This is a genomic window from Streptomyces sp. NPDC090445, from assembly GCF_044769385.1.
Taxonomy (GTDB): domain Bacteria; phylum Actinomycetota; class Actinomycetes; order Streptomycetales; family Streptomycetaceae; genus Streptomyces.
Map to the genome: position 1 here is coordinate 16,852 of NZ_JBIVXV010000027.1, position 16,410 is coordinate 33,261.

At 71.5% G+C, this 16,410-nt stretch carries 15 protein-coding genes and 3 pseudogenes; 8 read left to right on the forward strand and 10 right to left on the reverse strand.

Annotated elements, in window-relative coordinates:
- Positions 1–200: 200 nt before the first annotated feature.
- Positions 201–958 (reverse strand): annotated as a pseudogene (locus ACIQUT_RS32615) (IS5 family transposase); the annotation flags it as partial.
- Positions 959–1,124: 166 nt separating this feature from the next.
- On the opposite strand from ACIQUT_RS32615, the gene ACIQUT_RS32620 reads away from it, so the two are divergent.
- Both ACIQUT_RS32620 and ACIQUT_RS32625 read left to right on the forward strand, forming a co-directional pair.
- Positions 1,125–1,583: a hypothetical protein gene (locus tag ACIQUT_RS32620; RefSeq protein WP_403568383.1), complete on the forward strand. Its 459-nt coding sequence runs from the start codon at positions 1,125–1,127 to the stop codon at positions 1,581–1,583.
- Positions 1,584–1,782: 199 nt separating this feature from the next.
- A complete protein-coding gene (locus ACIQUT_RS32625) occupies positions 1,783–1,989 on the forward strand; it encodes a hypothetical protein (RefSeq protein WP_403568296.1) in 207 nt (68 codons plus the stop codon).
- A gap of 986 nt (positions 1,990–2,975) precedes the next feature.
- On the opposite strand, the gene ACIQUT_RS32630 is transcribed toward ACIQUT_RS32625, so the two are convergent.
- Positions 2,976–4,025, reverse strand: a complete 1,050-nt coding sequence (locus ACIQUT_RS32630) for a hypothetical protein (RefSeq protein ID WP_403568298.1) — start codon at positions 4,023–4,025, stop codon at positions 2,976–2,978.
- Positions 4,026–4,372: 347 nt separating this feature from the next.
- On the opposite strand from ACIQUT_RS32630, the gene ACIQUT_RS32635 reads away from it, so the two are divergent.
- Both ACIQUT_RS32635 and ACIQUT_RS32640 read left to right on the forward strand, forming a co-directional pair.
- Positions 4,373–4,552, forward strand: a complete 180-nt coding sequence (locus ACIQUT_RS32635; protein ID WP_403568300.1) for a hypothetical protein — start codon at positions 4,373–4,375, stop codon at positions 4,550–4,552.
- 128 nt (positions 4,553–4,680) lie between these two features.
- Positions 4,681–5,166: a phosphate-starvation-inducible PsiE family protein gene (locus ACIQUT_RS32640; protein ID WP_403568301.1), complete on the forward strand. Its 486-nt coding sequence runs from the start codon at positions 4,681–4,683 to the stop codon at positions 5,164–5,166.
- Between the two features lie 3 nt (positions 5,167–5,169).
- Here ACIQUT_RS32640 and ACIQUT_RS32645 read toward each other — a convergent pair.
- Positions 5,170–5,259, reverse strand: a pseudogene (locus ACIQUT_RS32645) (TIGR03086 family protein); the annotation flags it as partial.
- 480 nt (positions 5,260–5,739) lie between these two features.
- Here ACIQUT_RS32645 and ACIQUT_RS32650 point away from each other — a divergent pair.
- Positions 5,740–6,144: a hypothetical protein gene (locus ACIQUT_RS32650; protein ID WP_403568303.1), complete on the forward strand. Its 405-nt coding sequence runs from the start codon at positions 5,740–5,742 to the stop codon at positions 6,142–6,144.
- Between the two features lie 701 nt (positions 6,145–6,845).
- Here the strand turns inward: ACIQUT_RS32650 and ACIQUT_RS32655 are convergent.
- The gene (locus ACIQUT_RS32655) at positions 6,846–7,208 is read right to left on the reverse strand and encodes a hypothetical protein (RefSeq protein ID WP_403568304.1); all 363 of its coding nucleotides are present in this window, start codon (positions 7,206–7,208) and stop codon (positions 6,846–6,848) included.
- Positions 7,209–7,540: 332 nt separating this feature from the next.
- Entirely contained in the window at positions 7,541–7,717 is a 177-nt protein-coding gene (locus ACIQUT_RS32660; RefSeq protein WP_403568306.1) for a hypothetical protein, read from the reverse strand.
- Positions 7,718–8,823: 1,106 nt separating this feature from the next.
- Here ACIQUT_RS32660 and ACIQUT_RS32665 point away from each other — a divergent pair.
- Together ACIQUT_RS32665 and ACIQUT_RS32670 are read left to right on the forward strand one after the other, a co-directional pair.
- Positions 8,824–9,759 carry an SAM-dependent methyltransferase gene (locus tag ACIQUT_RS32665; RefSeq protein ID WP_403568308.1) on the forward strand — a complete coding sequence of 312 codons (936 nt, stop codon included), beginning with the start codon at positions 8,824–8,826 and terminating at the stop codon, positions 9,757–9,759.
- On the forward strand, positions 9,756–10,850 hold the full coding sequence (locus ACIQUT_RS32670) for a hypothetical protein (RefSeq protein WP_403568310.1): 1,095 nt from the start codon (positions 9,756–9,758) through the stop codon (positions 10,848–10,850). The genes ACIQUT_RS32665 and ACIQUT_RS32670 overlap by 4 nt, the downstream gene beginning before the upstream one ends.
- A gap of 59 nt (positions 10,851–10,909) precedes the next feature.
- On the opposite strand, the gene ACIQUT_RS32675 is transcribed toward ACIQUT_RS32670, so the two are convergent.
- The 5 genes from ACIQUT_RS32675 to ACIQUT_RS32695 are packed head-to-tail and all read right to left on the reverse strand — an operon-like array spanning position 10,910 to position 15,212.
- A complete protein-coding gene (locus ACIQUT_RS32675) occupies positions 10,910–12,313 on the reverse strand; it encodes a cytochrome P450 (RefSeq protein ID WP_403568312.1) in 1,404 nt (467 codons plus the stop codon).
- Entirely contained in the window at positions 12,310–12,930 is a 621-nt protein-coding gene (locus ACIQUT_RS32680) for a GTP-binding protein (protein ID WP_403568314.1), read from the reverse strand. The genes ACIQUT_RS32675 and ACIQUT_RS32680 overlap by 4 nt, the downstream gene beginning before the upstream one ends.
- Positions 12,911–13,270, reverse strand: a complete 360-nt coding sequence (locus ACIQUT_RS32685; RefSeq protein ID WP_403568315.1) for a DUF742 domain-containing protein — start codon at positions 13,268–13,270, stop codon at positions 12,911–12,913. Before ACIQUT_RS32685 ends, ACIQUT_RS32680 begins: the two co-directional genes overlap by 20 nt.
- Complete coding sequence (locus ACIQUT_RS32690; protein WP_360626443.1) at positions 13,267–13,671, reverse strand: roadblock/LC7 domain-containing protein; 405 nt, start codon at positions 13,669–13,671, stop codon at positions 13,267–13,269. The genes ACIQUT_RS32685 and ACIQUT_RS32690 overlap by 4 nt, the downstream gene beginning before the upstream one ends.
- Complete coding sequence (locus tag ACIQUT_RS32695) at positions 13,671–15,212, reverse strand: sensor histidine kinase (protein WP_403568317.1); 1,542 nt, start codon at positions 15,210–15,212, stop codon at positions 13,671–13,673. The genes ACIQUT_RS32690 and ACIQUT_RS32695 overlap by 1 nt, the downstream gene beginning before the upstream one ends.
- A gap of 519 nt (positions 15,213–15,731) precedes the next feature.
- On the opposite strand from ACIQUT_RS32695, the pseudogene ACIQUT_RS32700 reads away from it, so the two are divergent.
- Positions 15,732–15,913, forward strand: a pseudogene (locus ACIQUT_RS32700) (DUF4246 family protein); the annotation flags it as partial.
- Between the last annotated feature and the right edge of the window lie 497 nt (positions 15,914–16,410).

Consider the following 16,410-nt stretch of genomic DNA (forward strand, 5'->3'; position numbering starts at 1 on the left):
AACGCGTGCTGGACGAAGCCGTGTCCGTACTGCGCCCCATGGCCGAGGCCACCCCCGGAGCCCACGAGGTCGAACTGGTCAAGGCGCTGACGAACCTGGCCCTGGTGCAGGCCGTGCAGGGGCGGTGGCAGGAGGCCGTGGCCGGTCTGGCCCTCCCGGTCGCCCATGCGCGGGCCCACGCCGGGGAACCGCTCTTGGGGCAGTCCGAGGTGGAGGTCGGCTCGTATCTCGTAGCGGATGCGGAGTCGTTTGAACTGGTGGAGCCAGGCGAAGGTCCGCTCGACGACCCACCAGGTCTTGCCCAGGCCGGATCCGTGGGCGATGTCCCTGCGGGCGATCTTCGGCGTGATGCCACGATCTCGGAGAAGGCGACGGTACTTGTCGTAGTCGTACCCTCGATCGGCGAACAGCCGCCGCGGTCGGTGACGGAGCCGGCCCACCAGGCTGCGGATGCGGGGTATCGCGTCCAGCAAGGGCATGAGTTGGGTGACATCGTGACGGTTTCCGCTGGTCAACGACACCGCAAGGGGTGTTCCGTGGCGGTCGGTGATCAGGTGGTGCTTGCTGCCCGGACGTGCGCCGTCGACCGGCGAAGGCCCGGTGTGAGCCCCCCTTTGAGCGCCCGGACATGCGAGCCGTCGATCGCGGCATCATCCATGTCCGGCAAGCCGGCCTTGCGCAGCTCGACCACAAGCACTGCGTGCAGGCGAGGCCGGACGCCGGCCTCGGTCCGGTCGCGCAGGCGCCGCCAGGACGTCACCCCACTGCAGCCGATTCTCTCGGTCGGCACATCCGCCCAGCTCACGCCCTTGCACAGCACATAAACGATCCCGCGCAAGGCCGCCCGATCATCGGCCGGCAGCCGGCCGGGGTTCCGCCGCCGCGGCGGGCGCGGAGGAAGCAGCGGGGCGACGCGTTCCCACAGGCCACCAGGCACAAGATCATCCGACGCCCGCACTTCTGCCGCCCCACGGCCCAACTGCCAAGCTGTCCTCCGGGTGTTCGCAATCGCGGAGTGCGGCTGCTCGGGTCGCAGGCCCGGGATCCTTTCGGGTCTCCCGCGCGTTGCCCTGACGGATCCCAGAGTCGACACCCGTCCGTGCTCTCGATGTGGAGGAGATCCTGTGCTGGACCAGACCCTTGCGGCTCTTGCCCTGTCCGGTGCCACGGCCGTGGTGGCCGCGATGGCTACCGAGGCCTGGGAAGCGGCCCGGACCGGGACCGCCAGGCTCTTGGGCCGGGGCGAGCCGCCCCGGCAGGCGGCCATTGAGAACCAGTTGGACGCCGACGCCGAACTGGTCCTGAGCGAGTCCGACAGTCCCGGTGTGCGTCGGGAGCTCGTCCCCGTCTGGAACCGCAGACTGGTCGCCTTCCTCCGCGAGAACCCGGCGGCGGCGGGGGAGCTGCGGGCCCTACTGGAGGAGGTACGCCCGGCCCTGCCGGAGGGAGGAGCCGGCTGGGTGCAGCACGTCACCGCGCACGGCCGGGGCACGGCGTTCGGCGTGCAGGGCGGTGACATCCACTACCATGCGGGCCCCGCCACCCCGGCGGACGACGAAGCCACGCAGGCGGACCGTGGGTGAGCAGGTATGCCGGGAACCGGTCAGCCCGGCACGCCCCGTCCGTCCGGCAGAACGTCACGGTTGTCGGCAGTTTCGCATACGGGGTGATCGGCGCCTCCGTCCATGTCTTCGGCGACGGGGGTGCCGCTCTACATGCTGGAGAAGTGGCGTCCGCCGCCAGACGTCGACCCGGAAGTTCCTCCGCAAGCTGCCGAGCCGGATGCTCAACGCCCGTGTTGCCGTCGTCGAGTTCACCGGCCGACAGGACGAGCTGGCCGATCTGCACCGCTGGTGCCGTGACCGTCCCCGGCTCGCCGCACGCTGGCTGCACGGCCCTGGCGGACAGGGCAAGTCCCGGCTCGCCGCCCGCTTCGCGGCCGAGGCGGTCGACGCCGGCTGCACCGGCACACGTCGAGGGGCATCCTGACTTCCCCTTCGTGAGCCCAGAGTCCGCCCTTCGCGCGGGTCCTCTCACTTCGCTTTGCAGAGTTCGCGTGGTGACGGCACATCACCACCCGAACCAGCCAAGGATCAGGCGGGGCTGGCCGTCACGTCGTCACGCCACCATGCGAGCGCAACGCACCGGATGCCGCCGCCGGGGCGCCACCCCAACACGGAGCCGGGGATGGCTCCGTACACAGTGCACTCAGCCGGTCATACGCCCATACGTTGCAGCACGCCGACTCCGTGCGCCAGGATCGGCCGGCGCTGGAGGCGAGCGCGGCCTCGCTCGGGGCATGCGCCCCACGGGACGGTACAGCGCTCGGAGTGATCTGCGGCGCCCGGTAAAGCTGGGGCGTCGGGTATCGCCACGGTGGTCTCGGTAGTCACCCGGCGATCCTCCCGCACTCCCGGACGCCATCACACCGCCTTGGCCCAAGCGGGGCCACCGCCCACGGGGTCTGCCCCGGTCCGCCACGACGCAGGGCGCCAGCGCCAGGCACGAAGCCCGCATGCCCGCCGCTACACTCAGCGCCTCCCCAGCTGCGGGCCCGAAGTTACGCCGGCGGATCCCTGTAGTGGCCCCATTCCCAGCTCATCGGATCTCACCGGCGTCGGTGCTGAGCGCGGCCGCCGCCGTCACGGCGCTGCGGCGCTTCCGTGCCAGCTCCGCGCAGCGAATGCCGCCGCCGGGGTGCCACTCCATCACCGGCCCGACAGCCCGCCTGTGCTCAGGGCACCAGTCGACCGGGACCAGGCCGCCGCAGTCGTACCGGTGGCACGCACACCCCTGGGCCGAGCCGGCAGACAGCACACCGTGCCGGACCACCCCACCCGCTAGCCCCTCCGCGGCGGTGCCCCGCAGGCCGGCAGGCCACGCCAGCGTCACCCGCAGACCACCCGACCCCGAACGGAACCGCTCGATCACCCGCACCTCCCCCAGCACCGCCAACGGCACCGCTCCCAGCGCAGTCAGCTGGCCCACCGACGCCCCGAACCCCCCGCCGTCAGGGCGGCCAGCTCGTCGGCGTCCGCATCGGTGGACCAGCCCGACAACTCGTCCTCCCCCTCGGCTTCGTCGGCCAGGACCAGGTACGGGTCATCAAGCCGGAACCGGGACGTACCGCGCCCGACCCCGCCATGCACGACCAGCGACGCCGCCGGCATGGCCACAGGCACCCCGATCTTGTCGTGGGCAAGCAGCCAAGCAACCACCGCCGCCCGGTCGAACTGCGGATGCACCCCCGTGCCGCCGGTCGGGGCGGGGAAGTCGGCGTTCCGGCGCCGCCAGTTCACCACCGCGGCCCGACCCACCCGAGCCATCCGCGCCACCTCCGCCCGCAGCACCCGGTCCCGGCCCGGGACAACCGGATCGAGAACGGCCAGCGGGGAGCGGCGGCCCGCACGGGCGGCGCGCACCGCCCGCCAGTCCACCAGGGGGCGGACGACAGGGAGCAGGGCTACGGACTCCGCCGAGTAGAGCGGGACCGCGGTCACGCCACCCTGGCGCTTGTAGTCGATCTCCACCGATCCGACCGGGGACAGCCAACCGAGCCGGCCGGCGATCTGGTCGAAGTCCACGCGGCGGACACCGAGGCGCCGTGCGGCCTGGTCCGGACCGAGAGGGACGTGCCGGTCGAGCAGGACCGGCAGGTCGCGGCGGCGCGCGAGAGCGGCCACCTGGTCCGGATGGACGTCGGGAAACTCGGCATCCCCGCCGAGGCGGACCAGCAGGCCGGCACGGGCGAGGTGGCCGACCGCCGCCGCGGTCACCCGCGGCCGGCACCGCAACGGCATCCCCAGGGCTTCCGTCAACCGGTCCGCCGCCACCCCGGCACCGATCGGGCCCCGCAGAGCCGCGCGGACCGCCTCCGCATCTGCGGCCTCCACCACCGCCCGCGACCACACCCCCGGGCCTGCGTCCGCCGACGGGACCAGGCCCGAACCGACCGCCCACCGCCAAGCCGCCACAGACACCCGCAGCCGCCCCGCCGCCTGCTCCTCGTCATAGACCTCACACACCGAACGCACCATGAGACGCACTCCGATCACACATCGACGGCCCGACCATCAGGCCGCGCCGGAAACATGCCGAAAGACCCCATTTACTGTCAATAGTCCTTATTTCGCGGCGAGTTGGGAGCGCACCGCACAAGCCGCCTACGCGTACGCGAGGCCCGGATTCACCCCTGCGGAGAACACGAAGCGGGGGCCGGCCCCCATCGGTGCCGGCCCCCGGAGAAACCTGTTCGCCAGCGCGCAGAGGGCGGCCCTGCCGGCGGTCAGCCTGCTGCTGCGGCCGGCCCCTGCCCGAACCGCGGGACGTCGTCCACGGTCACGTCCAGGCGCAGCCGCTGGAACCTGAGCGGGTGACGGAAAACGCCCCGGTCAACGGCCCGATCGGCGCTGAACTCCGCCACCAGGTCCGGGCGGACGAGTACGGCGTCCAGGACGTCACGGCTCCCCCACGCCGCAGCGAACTGGACACCCGTCCAGGGGTGCCCGGGGCCGGCCGCGGCCAGGTGCTCCGCCACCTGCGCTTCGCGTGATCAGCCGCCGCATCCGGGGCGGCGTACCGCGTACGCCGCCCCGGATGCGGCGGGCCGGGTGGTCCGTCACCCGTTCGGACAGGGCATGCATCCGCCCCGGCCGCCGGCGCGCGTCTAGCATGCGCTGCATGACGGCCGCTTCCCAGAACCGGCAAAGCTCCCGGATCCAGCGCTTCCTGGAGGTGGCGGAGGACGGTATCCACCTGGTCGTCGCCGCGTTCCTGCTCCTGCTCGCCGTACTGCTCACCGCCGGGGTCGTCGGGGACGTCGTCAGGGGCATCAAGGGGCCCTACGACGAGCAGACGATCGTGCTGGCGGCGCTGGACAGCAGCCTGGTGCTCTTCATCGTCGCAGAGCTGCTGCACACGGTCAGGCTGACCATCCTGAACCGGACGCTCAACGCCGAGCCGTTCCTCGTGGTCGGCATAATCGCGGGCGTCCGCAAGGTGCTCATCGTGACAGCCGAGTCGGAGAAGTCCTTCGAGTGGCAGGTCCAGGGCGTCGAACTGCTCATCCTGACCGTGCTGATCCTGGTCATGGCCGTGGCGCTCCTGGTCTGGCGGCGGGCGCTGGCCGCAGCGGGCCGGTCGGACACCGAGTTGCCGGACGGATGAGGCTTACGGCGTCCAGCCCGGCTCGCGCCCACTCAGCCCGTCCGTGCGGTCCAGCAGCGGGGCGTCGTCCGGTACGGGCACGACAGCTGCGAAGAGAACGCCTGTCCCCGCACCGCAGTTGGCCCTCCTGCCCGACGCGAGGGTGGAGGGCGAGTGGATCGTCTGGACCCCGCAGCTGCGCTCCCCCGGCGACGGCACGGTGTCCCTGCCGGAAGACTTCTACCTGCGCGAACTCATGGAACTGGACTGCACCGACCTCGGCGCTGTCGCGGCGATCATGCACTCCTACGGGCACCTGGGCGGTGACGTCCCGTCGCTGAGCCTCGACGTGGAAGACCACGAGCACTACACCACGCTGGCCGGCTCCATCCCGAGCGTGGTCCGTTCGCCCTCCACGGCGAACTGGCGACTCTGTATCTGGAAAGCGCCCAGGACGCCATCACCACCTGGCTGGCACTGCGGCGCGAGGGCGGGCTGGACGCGCTCGTCGAGGCGGAGGCCACCGAGGAACTCTCCCGATGGCAGGCCGCCAACAGCGACAACGACGAAGCCTGGCCACGCGACCTCGACCACATGCGCGAGGAACTCCGGGGCCTGAAGACCAGCGCCCTGGCCAGCACCCTCAACTCGGCCTTGGAGCGCTTCAGCACCGGCATCGGCGGACTCGAGGACCGCTACCCCACCTTCCTGTCCGTGGCCTTCCTCCAGCTCTACAACCACGTCGCCGAGAACGCCACCATCCGCGAGTGCGCCAACGAAACCTGCCGCCGGCCCTACGTACGCCAACGCGGCCGCGCCGAGTACGGACAAAACCGCACCACCGGCGCCAAGTACTGCACCCTCGAATGCGCCCGCGCCCAGGCCCAACGCGTACACCGGCGCCGGCGCAAGGCCTCCGCCGCCGAGACCGCTTCGGGCCCCGGCGACACCGCACGGTCCGCGCTGGCCGCCCACTCGGAGAAGGAGGCGCGCGCATGATCCGCCTGCGCGCACACCAGGTCGACCACCGGGCGGAGAAGCCCGGGAGGCCAAACTCGCCGTCCTGCGGTCGTATCGGCGGGCCACCGGGCACCTGGCGCCCCGGCAGGACGCGATGTGGGCGAAGACGACGAGATGGCGCCCATCGGCCAGTACATGGCCAACCTCCGACGCAAGGGCGCCAAGAACGGACTCGGGAAAAACGAGGACACCGCCACCACCCGGGCCGCGCAGCTCGCCGCGATCGACAAAGACTGGAACTGCCCCTGGCCCCTGGACTGGCAACGGCACTACCGCGTCCTGGCAGACCTGGTCGACGCCGACGGCCAGCTGCCCGACATCGCCCCGGCGTGCTCATGGACGGCGACGACATCGGCCGGTGGCTCCAGCAGCAGAAGCAGGGAAGCACACACCCCTGTGGTCCCCATCGGCTATACCGAAGCGGAGCCGACTGCCCGCCCCACGCCGCGGCGAACCGCAGCCTCGTCCGGGGGTGTCGGGGGTCGGCAGCGGCGAGGTGCTCGCCGACTTGGCGGGACGCGTCAGGACGCAGCGGAACCGTCCGGCCGACCGCGCGCAGCCGGCCGTCGTGGTCGTGGCGGCCGGAGGCCGGCGGGCCGGGCAAGGCAGGGCGGGGGCCGGGGTGTGGCGCGGGCGCGTCGGCGCGCGCCCGCGTCACGTCCGGGGTCAGGCTCGGGCCGTTACCGCCTGGCGTCGCAGTGGGGGACGTTGGCCTGGTTGGCGATCTTGGCTGCGGAGACGTAACCGAAGACGGTGGGGTTTTCGCTCGGGTAGGGGTAGAACCCCTTCCCGTAGACGAAGAACCAGCGGTTGGTGCCGTTCGCCCAGGCACCGTCCTTCCAGCAGGTCATGGTCACCGAGACGTTGGCCCAGAGGGTGCCCTGGAGTGTCTGCGGAGCAGTGGGGGAGTTGTAAACGGGTACGCGGCTGGTCGTTCTGGGTGAGGAGGCCGATGCGGGGGTGGAGGCGGCCAGGGCGAGGGCGGTGCTGAACGCGCCGACCGCCGCCCATCGCCCCAGCCGCCGTGCGCGATTGCGCTTCATGTGATGGTTCCTTTCACCGTGACAGGGTGGCCGGTTTCGGTTGCCGTCGACCCCTGCGGCAGGAACCCAGCACCTCGACCGGGAATCGCCTCGTCATCGTCGACCGTGCGAGCTCCGGTTCGGTAGGCAATCCCTCATACGGATTGCTTACGGCGCTCACCACTTCGGCACAGGCGCCGAAGGGCGGGCCGCGCCCGAGCCACCCCGGCATGCGAAGTCGGCGGAGTCGGGCAACTCGGCGGATCTTCGCCTCCACAGAAGGCGCTCTCAGCCCGGAACAGCCCACTGGTAGGGCTGCCAGCCCTCCACCACGGCGGGGTGGAGCCGGGTCCTCACAGATGCACACCGCCGCCGTCGGCGGCCGGCGCCGCGGGCGGGGCCTGGAAGTCGGCCAGGCCGACGGCCGCGATCCGCAAAGCAAGTGAGCGGCCCCCGTCCGGATGGCCGGCGAACCCCGCGTACACCGCACCCCGGGGCACGCCCTGCCCCTTGCCCGTCTCGTAGCCCATCACGTGCCCCTCGTCTGCCAGGCAGTCGGCGACCAGCCGAGCGAGCTGACTGGGAGCAAGGTCGCCGCGGTTGCCGGGCCACAAGTCACACGTGCCGCACCGCACGGCAAGAACCCGCACCCGGCCCGCCGGGTCGGCGACCGGAACATCCCCGACCCTCACCGAACGCCGAACCCGCCAGCCGCCAGCACCGGCTGTCGGGTTCGATCCGTCATCCGAGCGAGCTGGCCACCCGGGGTCCGGCTCGGCGGCCTCGGCGGCCCCAGTACAGCCCGCCGAGCTGGGTGGCCGCGCGGGTGTGCCGGTTCCCGCGGGGGCCGCGGCTGAGGTGTCTCCCGTCGCCTCGGCAGTGCGCCGGGCCCCTGCCCGCTGACCTGCCTGGGCGAGATCATCAAGAACTGGCCCCCAGAGACGATCGGCGGCACGCGGCACGGGCTTGCCGTGCTCGTCGACACGGCGCAGGTGGAGGCGTTCGCCGTAGTGGCGGTCGAGCCAGATCCTGCGGCTGTCCGCCTTGGACTCCAGGCGCAGGTTGTCGAAGCACTGCGTCCCGAGGCTCGTCCTTCCCGCGGTCTGCTGCTCTCGCGTGCAATGGCGGCCGAGGGTTCCTCTGCGGCGCCGAAGGGACTCAACTGAGTGCGCTGCAGGACGCTGTCGGATTGCCGCCAGCGGAATCTTCCGCCGCTGATCACGGTGGCCCCGCGCCGTACGTCGCAGCCGTGTGACGACGGGGCGGGTTGGCAACCGCCGGCGGTACCCGCCGGTCCGGGTGTCCACTCATCAAAGCCGGTGAACACCGCCGCGGTTGCGGCGCCGAAATCGTCGACCGCCGTCACCCGTTGGGGTGATGGCGGTGCGAACCCGCGCACAGAGCGCCGCTTGCAACGCGCAAGCGCCGGTGGAGTTCTTCACGGAGGACACAGGCCCTGAGAGACCGGCTCGGTCCTTTCGACGCCACCTTCGGCGGCGTACCGGCGGGTGGCCGACGGCAACCGGCGGGCTGACGCGGCACCGCTGAGGTGCCACGATGGCCCCTGCCTCACGTACGCGCCGGGGGTGCGCCGTCGCAGCGGCACCGCCCTCCACGCAAGGGAAGGACGTCTCGGATGAGAGTCACACCCCTCACATCTCCCATAGGCCCCGACGCAACGTCAGGCGGCGACCAGGGAGCGGGCCGACATGAACGTCAGGTACAGCTCTACTACTGCCGCAAGACGCAGGACATCCTCTACAAATACGGCCCCGGACCGCGCGTGCACTTCCACGTCGGTCTGTTCGCATCGGGGGAACACCCCCGCACCACCGTCCCGCAGAACATGCTCAAGCAGCGCCTCATCGACGCCCAGGAGGCGATCGTCGACCACGCGGCCCGTTCCTGGGGCGCGTACGAGAAGCCGCCCCGCCGAATCCTCGACATAGGCTGCGGCCTCGGAGGGGCCGCCCTGTACTGGGCGCAGCAGCACGGGGCCGAGGTCACCGGCCTGACCATCGTGGCGGAGCACGTGCCGGTCGTCGAACTCCTCGCCCGGCAGGCAGGGGTAGGCCGGCGGGTCACGCCAGTCCTGCAGGACGTGCACGGTCTGGACGAGCGTCGACGGTACGACGCAGCCTACGCCCTGGAGAGCAGCGGCTACACCGACCGGACACGGCTCTTCGAGGTCGTCGCCCGGGCGCTGAAAGCCGGCGGATGGTTCGGGATCCAGGAACACTTCGTCTGCCGGCCCGAGTCGCTCGACTTCGTCGACGGGTATTACCGGACCCGGCTGGGGCCGCTGGAGGAGTACCTGGCGGCGGCCCGGGCGGCAGGCTTCGAGCTGGTGGGGAACGAGGACGTCACCGACCCGGTGGCGGAGTTCTGGGTGCAGTCGATGGCGTGGAACACGGCCGAACTCGACCGGCTGGAAGCCGGCGGAGTACCCGACGCCTGGAGCCCCGAGCGGCTGCGCGAGTCGACGGTGGCCCACAGCAAGCTCTTCCGGCTCTGGCGCGACCACGCGATGGAGACGCGGCTGCTCCTCTTCCAGCGAGGAGGCGGGCGGTGAGCCGGTCGCCGCGCCCTTCGCGCCTCGGGGACCGGCTGCCCGCCTTCTACTGCCCGCTGGAGCGTGACCTCCTGCACCCCGAGGCGAAGCACTTGGAGGCTCGGGCGGTGGAGTGGCTGGACGCGTTCGCCATCTATCCGGATCCGGTCGAACGGGAGTGGGGGCTGGCCACCCACAGCGCCGACTTCTCCTGCCGCATCGTACCGGAGGGGGACCCGGAAACCCTGCTGCTCTTCATCGAATGGAACTACTGGGCCAACGCCGTCGACGACTGGCAGGACTCGGGCGCCGGCGGGGCGGACACGGCCGCCGTCACCGAGCACGGACTGCGGCTGCTGCGGACCATCGAGGACCCCGACGCGGCTCTGCTGCCGGACACTCCCATGACCCGAGCGTTGGACGACCTCGTCCGCCGCAGCCATGCACGGCTGAACCCCTTCCAGTTGCACAGGTTCGTCGGGGGAACCCGCGATTGGCTGCTGGGGGCGGCGTGGCAGTCCGCCCAGGCCGATGCCGGGACCATGCCGTCGCTGAACGACTTCGCGGCCATGGGCTCGCTGGCGAACGGCACGCGGTTCTCGCTGACCTGGTCGGACGCCGCCCGGGACGTCCGCCTGCCGGCGGACGCGCTCTGTTCACCCGCCCTGTCGGCGCTGACCGATGCGGCGGGTTTCATCGTCAGCGCCGACAACGACCTGTTCTCGTACGACAAGGACGACCACCTCGATCCGCCGGAAGTGAACCTGGTCAACGTCATCGCCCACGAGGAGGACTGCTCCCCCGCCGAGGCCGTGCCGCGCGCGGTGGCCCTGCGGGACCGGGTGATGGACCTCTTCGTCGCCCTGCGGGACCGGTTGGCACGGGGTGCGGACCCGCACCTGGCCCGCCATCTGGAGGGGCTGGGCCGGTACATGGCAGGCAGCATCGCGTGGCAGAGCCGCGCCCCGCGGTACGCCAGTCCCCGCAACCGGTACGCACTGCCGTTGGACGGGGCTCGGTTCGCCCTGCGGTACGCCGACGGGCCGAGCGGTGCCGGGGCGGAACCGCCGCTGCCCGCCCTCGCCCGCTGGTGGCGGCACCTGGACCCTTGAAAAACGGGGCGGGCTCCGGCCACAGGTGTGGCCGGGGCCCGTGCCGCAGCGGCCGCCCTTCAGCGGGATCCCAGCAGGCGGCGCCACCAGGTCGGCAGTCGCCGCCGCCCGGAGCGGACGGGGCGGCGGGGTGCCGGAACCGGCGCCGGGGCCGACTCCGGCGGGTACACCGCTGGACGGCCGGGGGCCTCCTGCGGGTGCAGGGTTCGGGCAGGGCGCGGGGTGAACCGTACGGGCAGGGACAGCAGGTGGCGCGACATCAGCGTCCCCCGCCACCGCAGCTCGCCCGCCGGTACGGCGAGTTCGACGTCGGGCAGGCGGTCCAGCAGTACTTCGATGCCGGTGTCGGCGATGGCGCGGCCGATGTCCTGGCCCGGGCACTCGTGCGGCCCGCTGCCGAACGCCAGGTGCGAGCGATTGCCCCGCACGGAGGTCTCGGGGTCCGGGCGGATGCACGGATCCGCGTTGGCGGCAGCCAGGCCAAGCAGGAGCATGTCGCCGGCTTTGATCTGGTGGCCTCCCAGCACCGTGTCCCCGGTGGCCCACCGTCCGATCACCGCGTTGATCGGCGGGTCGTCCCACAGGACCTGCTCGATGGCGTCGGGCAGGGTCATGTGGCCACCGGAGAGGCTGGCCCGGAACCGCTGGTCGGTCAGCACCGTGCGGAGCGTGTTGGCGATCAGGTTGGCGGTCGTCTCGTACGCTGCGATCAGGACGACGCGCAGGTGCATGAGCACTTCGGTGTCACTGAGGTCCGCCGGGTGTGACAGCAGCCAGGTAGCGAGGTCGCGGCCCGGGTGGATCTTCCTCTCCCGTACCAGCTGCTGCAGCGTTTCGGTGACGTAGCGGTCGCTCTGCAGGGCCGTCTCGGTCCCCTGCAGCATGTCGCGGGCCGCGTTCACCAGGCGGGGTCCGTGCTCGTCGGGCGCCCCGACGAGCTGGGTCATCACCAGCATGGGGAGCTGGTCGGAGAAGGCGGCTACCAGGTCGGCTTGGCCGGCTCCGGCGATCTGGTCGACGAGCTGGTTCGCGAAGCGGGTCACGTAGCGGCGGACGCCGCGCCTGTCGAAGCGCTCCAGGGCCTGCACCACGGCCGAGCGTAGCCGTTCGTGGGTCGGGCCGTCGGTGAAGTTGCACACCGGTACCCAGGTGACCATGGGGCCCAACGGGGTGTCGACGGGTACTCGGCCTTCGAGCATGTCACGCCAGCCCCGCGGGTCGCGGGCGAACCGGGTCGCAGTGCGCGCCACGTCCAGGTTCTCCCGGTGCCCGAGGACCAGCCATGCCGGGAGGTCGCCGCTGACCAGCACCGGGGCCACCGACCCGTATTCGGCCCGCAGCTTCTCGTACAGTCCCATGGGGTCGGCTTCCGCCTCCGGCCCGTGCAGCCGGTACAGGCCGCCGGGTGGGTGACCCGCGGCGGAGGCCGGGCACTGGGGCGGCGGGGTGGGGTGGGTACTCACATTGCCTCCGGGGTTGTTGCCTGGGCGTGCAGGTAGCGCATGAGGGTCAGTAGGACGTCGCGGGACGAGTCCCGCCGGCGTGCGTCGCAGACGAGGACGGGGATGTGCGGGGATAGATCGAGGGCTTGGCGGATCTCCTCGAGTGGATGCAGGGGGGCGTCGGGGAAGGAGTTGACGGCCACGACGAACGGCAGGCCCTTTTCCTCCAGTCGACCGATCACGTCGAAGCTGTTCTGCAGTCGCCTCGTGTCCAGGAGCACGACGGCTCCGAGTGCTCCCTCGAACAGGCCGCGCCACAGGAACCAGAACCGCTCCTGACCGGGCGTTCCGAACAGGTAGAGGACGAGTTCGTCGTTGATGCCGATGCGGCCGAAGTCCATGGCCACGGTCGTGGTGGTCTTGCAGGAGACGCCGCTGGTGTCATCGATGCCGATACCCGCTCGGGTCATGGTCTCCTCGGTCGTCAGGGGATTGATGTCGCTGACCGCCCCGACCATCGTCGTCTTCCCGACCCCGAACCCACCGACGACAACGACCTTGACCGCGGCCGTCACCGTCTCTCCGAGCGGGTCCACGCTCCGCGCCGGGGCGGGAAGGTCAGAGCTTCTGAAGTCCACTGATCACAGCCTCGATCAGAGCCGGGTCGGGGAGCTGCGCGGCGGGGACGGGTGGGCGTACGCGAACGCGCCCGGCGGCCAGCAGGTCCCCCACCAGGACGGTCACCGCGCTCACGGGGAAACCGGCGTAGGCCGAGAGCTCCGCCAGTGACAGGGGTGCCTGGCACAGCCGCAGGATCGCGGCGTGCTCGGGCTGCCGTTCGGGCCGAGGGGGTGCGGTGGCGACGACCAGGGTGACGAGGTCGAGGTGCGCTTCGAGGGACGGTTCGCTGCGTCCCCCGGTGATGACGTACAGCCGTTCCGGGCCGCCGTCCTCCCAGTCGGCAGGTGGTCCACTCACGTGACCTGCCCGTCATGACGGGGCGGACTGCCCAGATGTTCTCCCATGCGCTGGACCAGGTTGCGCATCTGCGCGCCCATGAGTCCCGCATCGACACCCTCATCGGCGAGGACGGCCAGGTAGGAGCCGTCACCGGCGGCCATGAGGTAGAAGAACCCGCCGTCCATTTCGATCACGACCATCCGCATGCGGCCCTCGGAGTACGGGAACTCCGCGGCGACTGCCGTGGCAAGGCTCTGCAGACCCGCGCATGCCGCTGCCAGCCGATCGGCCGTGTCCCTGTCGGCGCCGTACTGCGCCACGCACAGGCCGTCCGCGGAGAGCACGATCACGTGCCGTGTCTGCGGGACTCCGGCAGCCAGGTCGTTGAGCATCCAGTCCATGCTGCTTCGCTGTGTCATCACGGTTGCACACGCCCCTTCGTCACCGAGCCCGAGTCCTCCGCGTCCGGGTCCTGGCCGGCCGTGCCCGACAGGCCGCTGTGGAACGCCTCCAGCCACACACCGGGGCCGGCGCCCGGGGCGGTCTGCGAACCGGTGGCCGGCGGTGCGGCAGGGCCGGCGGCGCGGTCCTTGCGGCGGCGCTGCGGCAATCCGCTGGCGGTTCGTCCGGAGACGGGAGGGGCCGCGGCGGGCGCAGCCGGAACCGGCCAGGGTGCCGAGCCGGGTTCGGGCACGGGAACGCGGCGCGGCACGGCGGGCCCGGTGGGGTACGCGCGGGCGGGAGGCGTCGCCCGCGGACCCGAGGAGGAGCCGATGCCGTGGGCTACGCCGGTGGCGGCAGAGGCGGTGGTGACCAGGTGCTGCGGTACGACGACCACGGCTCGCACCCCGCCGTACGCGGAGGAACGCAAGGAGACCTGAAAGCCGTACGACTGTGCCAGACGGCCGACGACGGCCAGGCCGAGCCGGGGTGTCTCACCCAGGTCGTTGAGGTCGATGCCCGTCTGCGCCCGCGCGAGCATCCTTTCGGCCCGCTGGCGGGCCTCCTCGCTCATGCTGACTCCGCCGTCCTCGATCTCCACGGCGACGCCCGACTGCACCTCCAGGGCCGTCAGGTACACGCGCGTGTGCGGCGGCGAGTAGCGGGTGGCGTTGTCCAAAAGCTCTGCGAGGACGTGGATCAGGGGTTCCACCACGGGGCCGATGATGGCGACCTCGGTGACGGAGTGGAGTTCCACCCGCTGGTAATCCATGATCCTGGACATCGCGCCGCGCAGGACACTGTAAAGGGTGACGGCCCGGCTCCACTGGCGGCCGGGCCGGGCTCCGCCGAGGACCGAGATGGAGTCGGCGAGGCGGCCGATCAGCGCAGCCCCGTGGTCCAGACGCAGCAGATCGCCGAAGACATCGGGGTTCCGGCCGTGCCGGTCCTCCATCTCCCGCATCTCGTGGGCCTGCTGGTGTACGAGAGCCTGCACGCGGCGGGCGAGGTTGACGAAGGCCCGCTGGGCGGAGTCGCGCAGGCTTTCCTCGTTGTCGACGGCTTCGACGGCGGCGGCCACCACGCCCTGCAGCGCGGATCTGAATCGGGGGGTGAGAGCGGGGTCGTCGTCCCATCGGGCGACGTGACCGTCGCGTCCGCCCAGTGAGGTCAGCACCTCCTCGGGTAACTCGCCCCGGCGCAGGCGTTGAATCGCCTCGGCCATCACCACCTCGGCCAGGTGCACGGCCGCGCCCTCCTGCTGGGAGGTGACGTGCCGGAGGGCGGCGACCTCGACGTGCTGCGCCACCAGCGCGCGCCCGCGTCGCAGCGCCACAGCGACGGCCCCGGCAGTGCACGTTGCCGCCCCGGCGATACAGACGGTGAGGAGGCCGTTCGACGAGGCCGCGAGGGCCCCGGTCAGGCAGACGCCGGCAAGTCCGGAGATCGCGGGCAGCGTCCAACGTGCACCCGGTGCGGAGCGAGGAGCTCCAGGTGGTGGGTAGGTTTCTTGCGCCATCAGTCCTCGAACCATCGAAAGAGCGGATCTTATGACAGGTGGCCGGGAGCATAATGGCGTCGAACTGCAGCATCTGGCGATTTCGCGGGAGCACCACACCCTGGGGTCAGAAATGCGAACACATTTCTGGAAGAATTCGAGCAGCCATGGGGTGCAGAACACAGGGGCAGATATGTGAGTCCTGGGGCCCGATTCCTCGTGGCGGTGAAGGATGCGTGGCGGTGAAGGTGGCTCGCGGTCCCCACGCGACAGGTGCCCGACTCCGTCACTCCCTTCGTTGTCCGGTCGTGGGTCCGCGGCCAAATTTGTCGCCGTGTCTTCGCCGCCTCGTCCCATCCCTACGTCCCCGCCCGGTTCGCCCATCGGCGGCCTCGGTTTGACACCTGCGAGGATGACGAGCACGTCCGGCTCGCCGAACACCCCGCTGCCTGCTCCGCCGCCGCGCGGATGTCGGCGCTCCTCCAGGCCGTCCAGCACCCCTCCGCCGTCAGTTCGCCCACGGCCCCGCGGATCGGACGATCGGTGGCGACGCCGGTGGATCGCTGCCTGGCGTCCCGAACATCCCGCAGCACCGCGTCGGCTCGTTCCGCCGCGCCGACCCCACGCGCCCGCGGCGCCGCAATACCCTTGCGTTCTTCCTGGTCGACCCCTCGACGACGATCGTCTCGACCTCCGACGTCCCGCCGCAGCAGCCGTGGTCCCCACCCGCAGCGCGCAGCGCCTTCCGGTGGATCGTGCTCGGCCCACAGATCGAGCACGTCCGGCAGCGCTCTCAGGTCCGCCGCCCCGATGGCGCGGAAAGCCCGTTGTGTCGTGCGTCGGCGGGTACGGGGCGCGTCGCCGGGCCTGCGGGCGTGGTGGCCGGGCAGCGCGAGGGTGAGCGCGGTGCGCGGTGCGGGTGAGCCAGCGTGTAGAGCAGCGGTGCCAGGCCAGTGGCTTTCCGTCCGTCCTGGTCGGCCCAGTACAGGAGGGCGGCCCGGCGGAGGGCCAGGTGGTTCAGCGTGCGGGAAACGGCGGCTGGCAGTAACGGTCCGTGCCGCCGACCAGTCCGTCGAACGGCGGACGAACGGCAGCAGTGCGACGCCCTCGGCAGAGTGCAGCGGCACGCCGGTCACGCCGCCCTGCCGCTTGTGGTCCACCTCCACAGAGCCCACGGGAGCGACGAACCGACCCGTATGACCTGGTCGGAGTCGGCCCC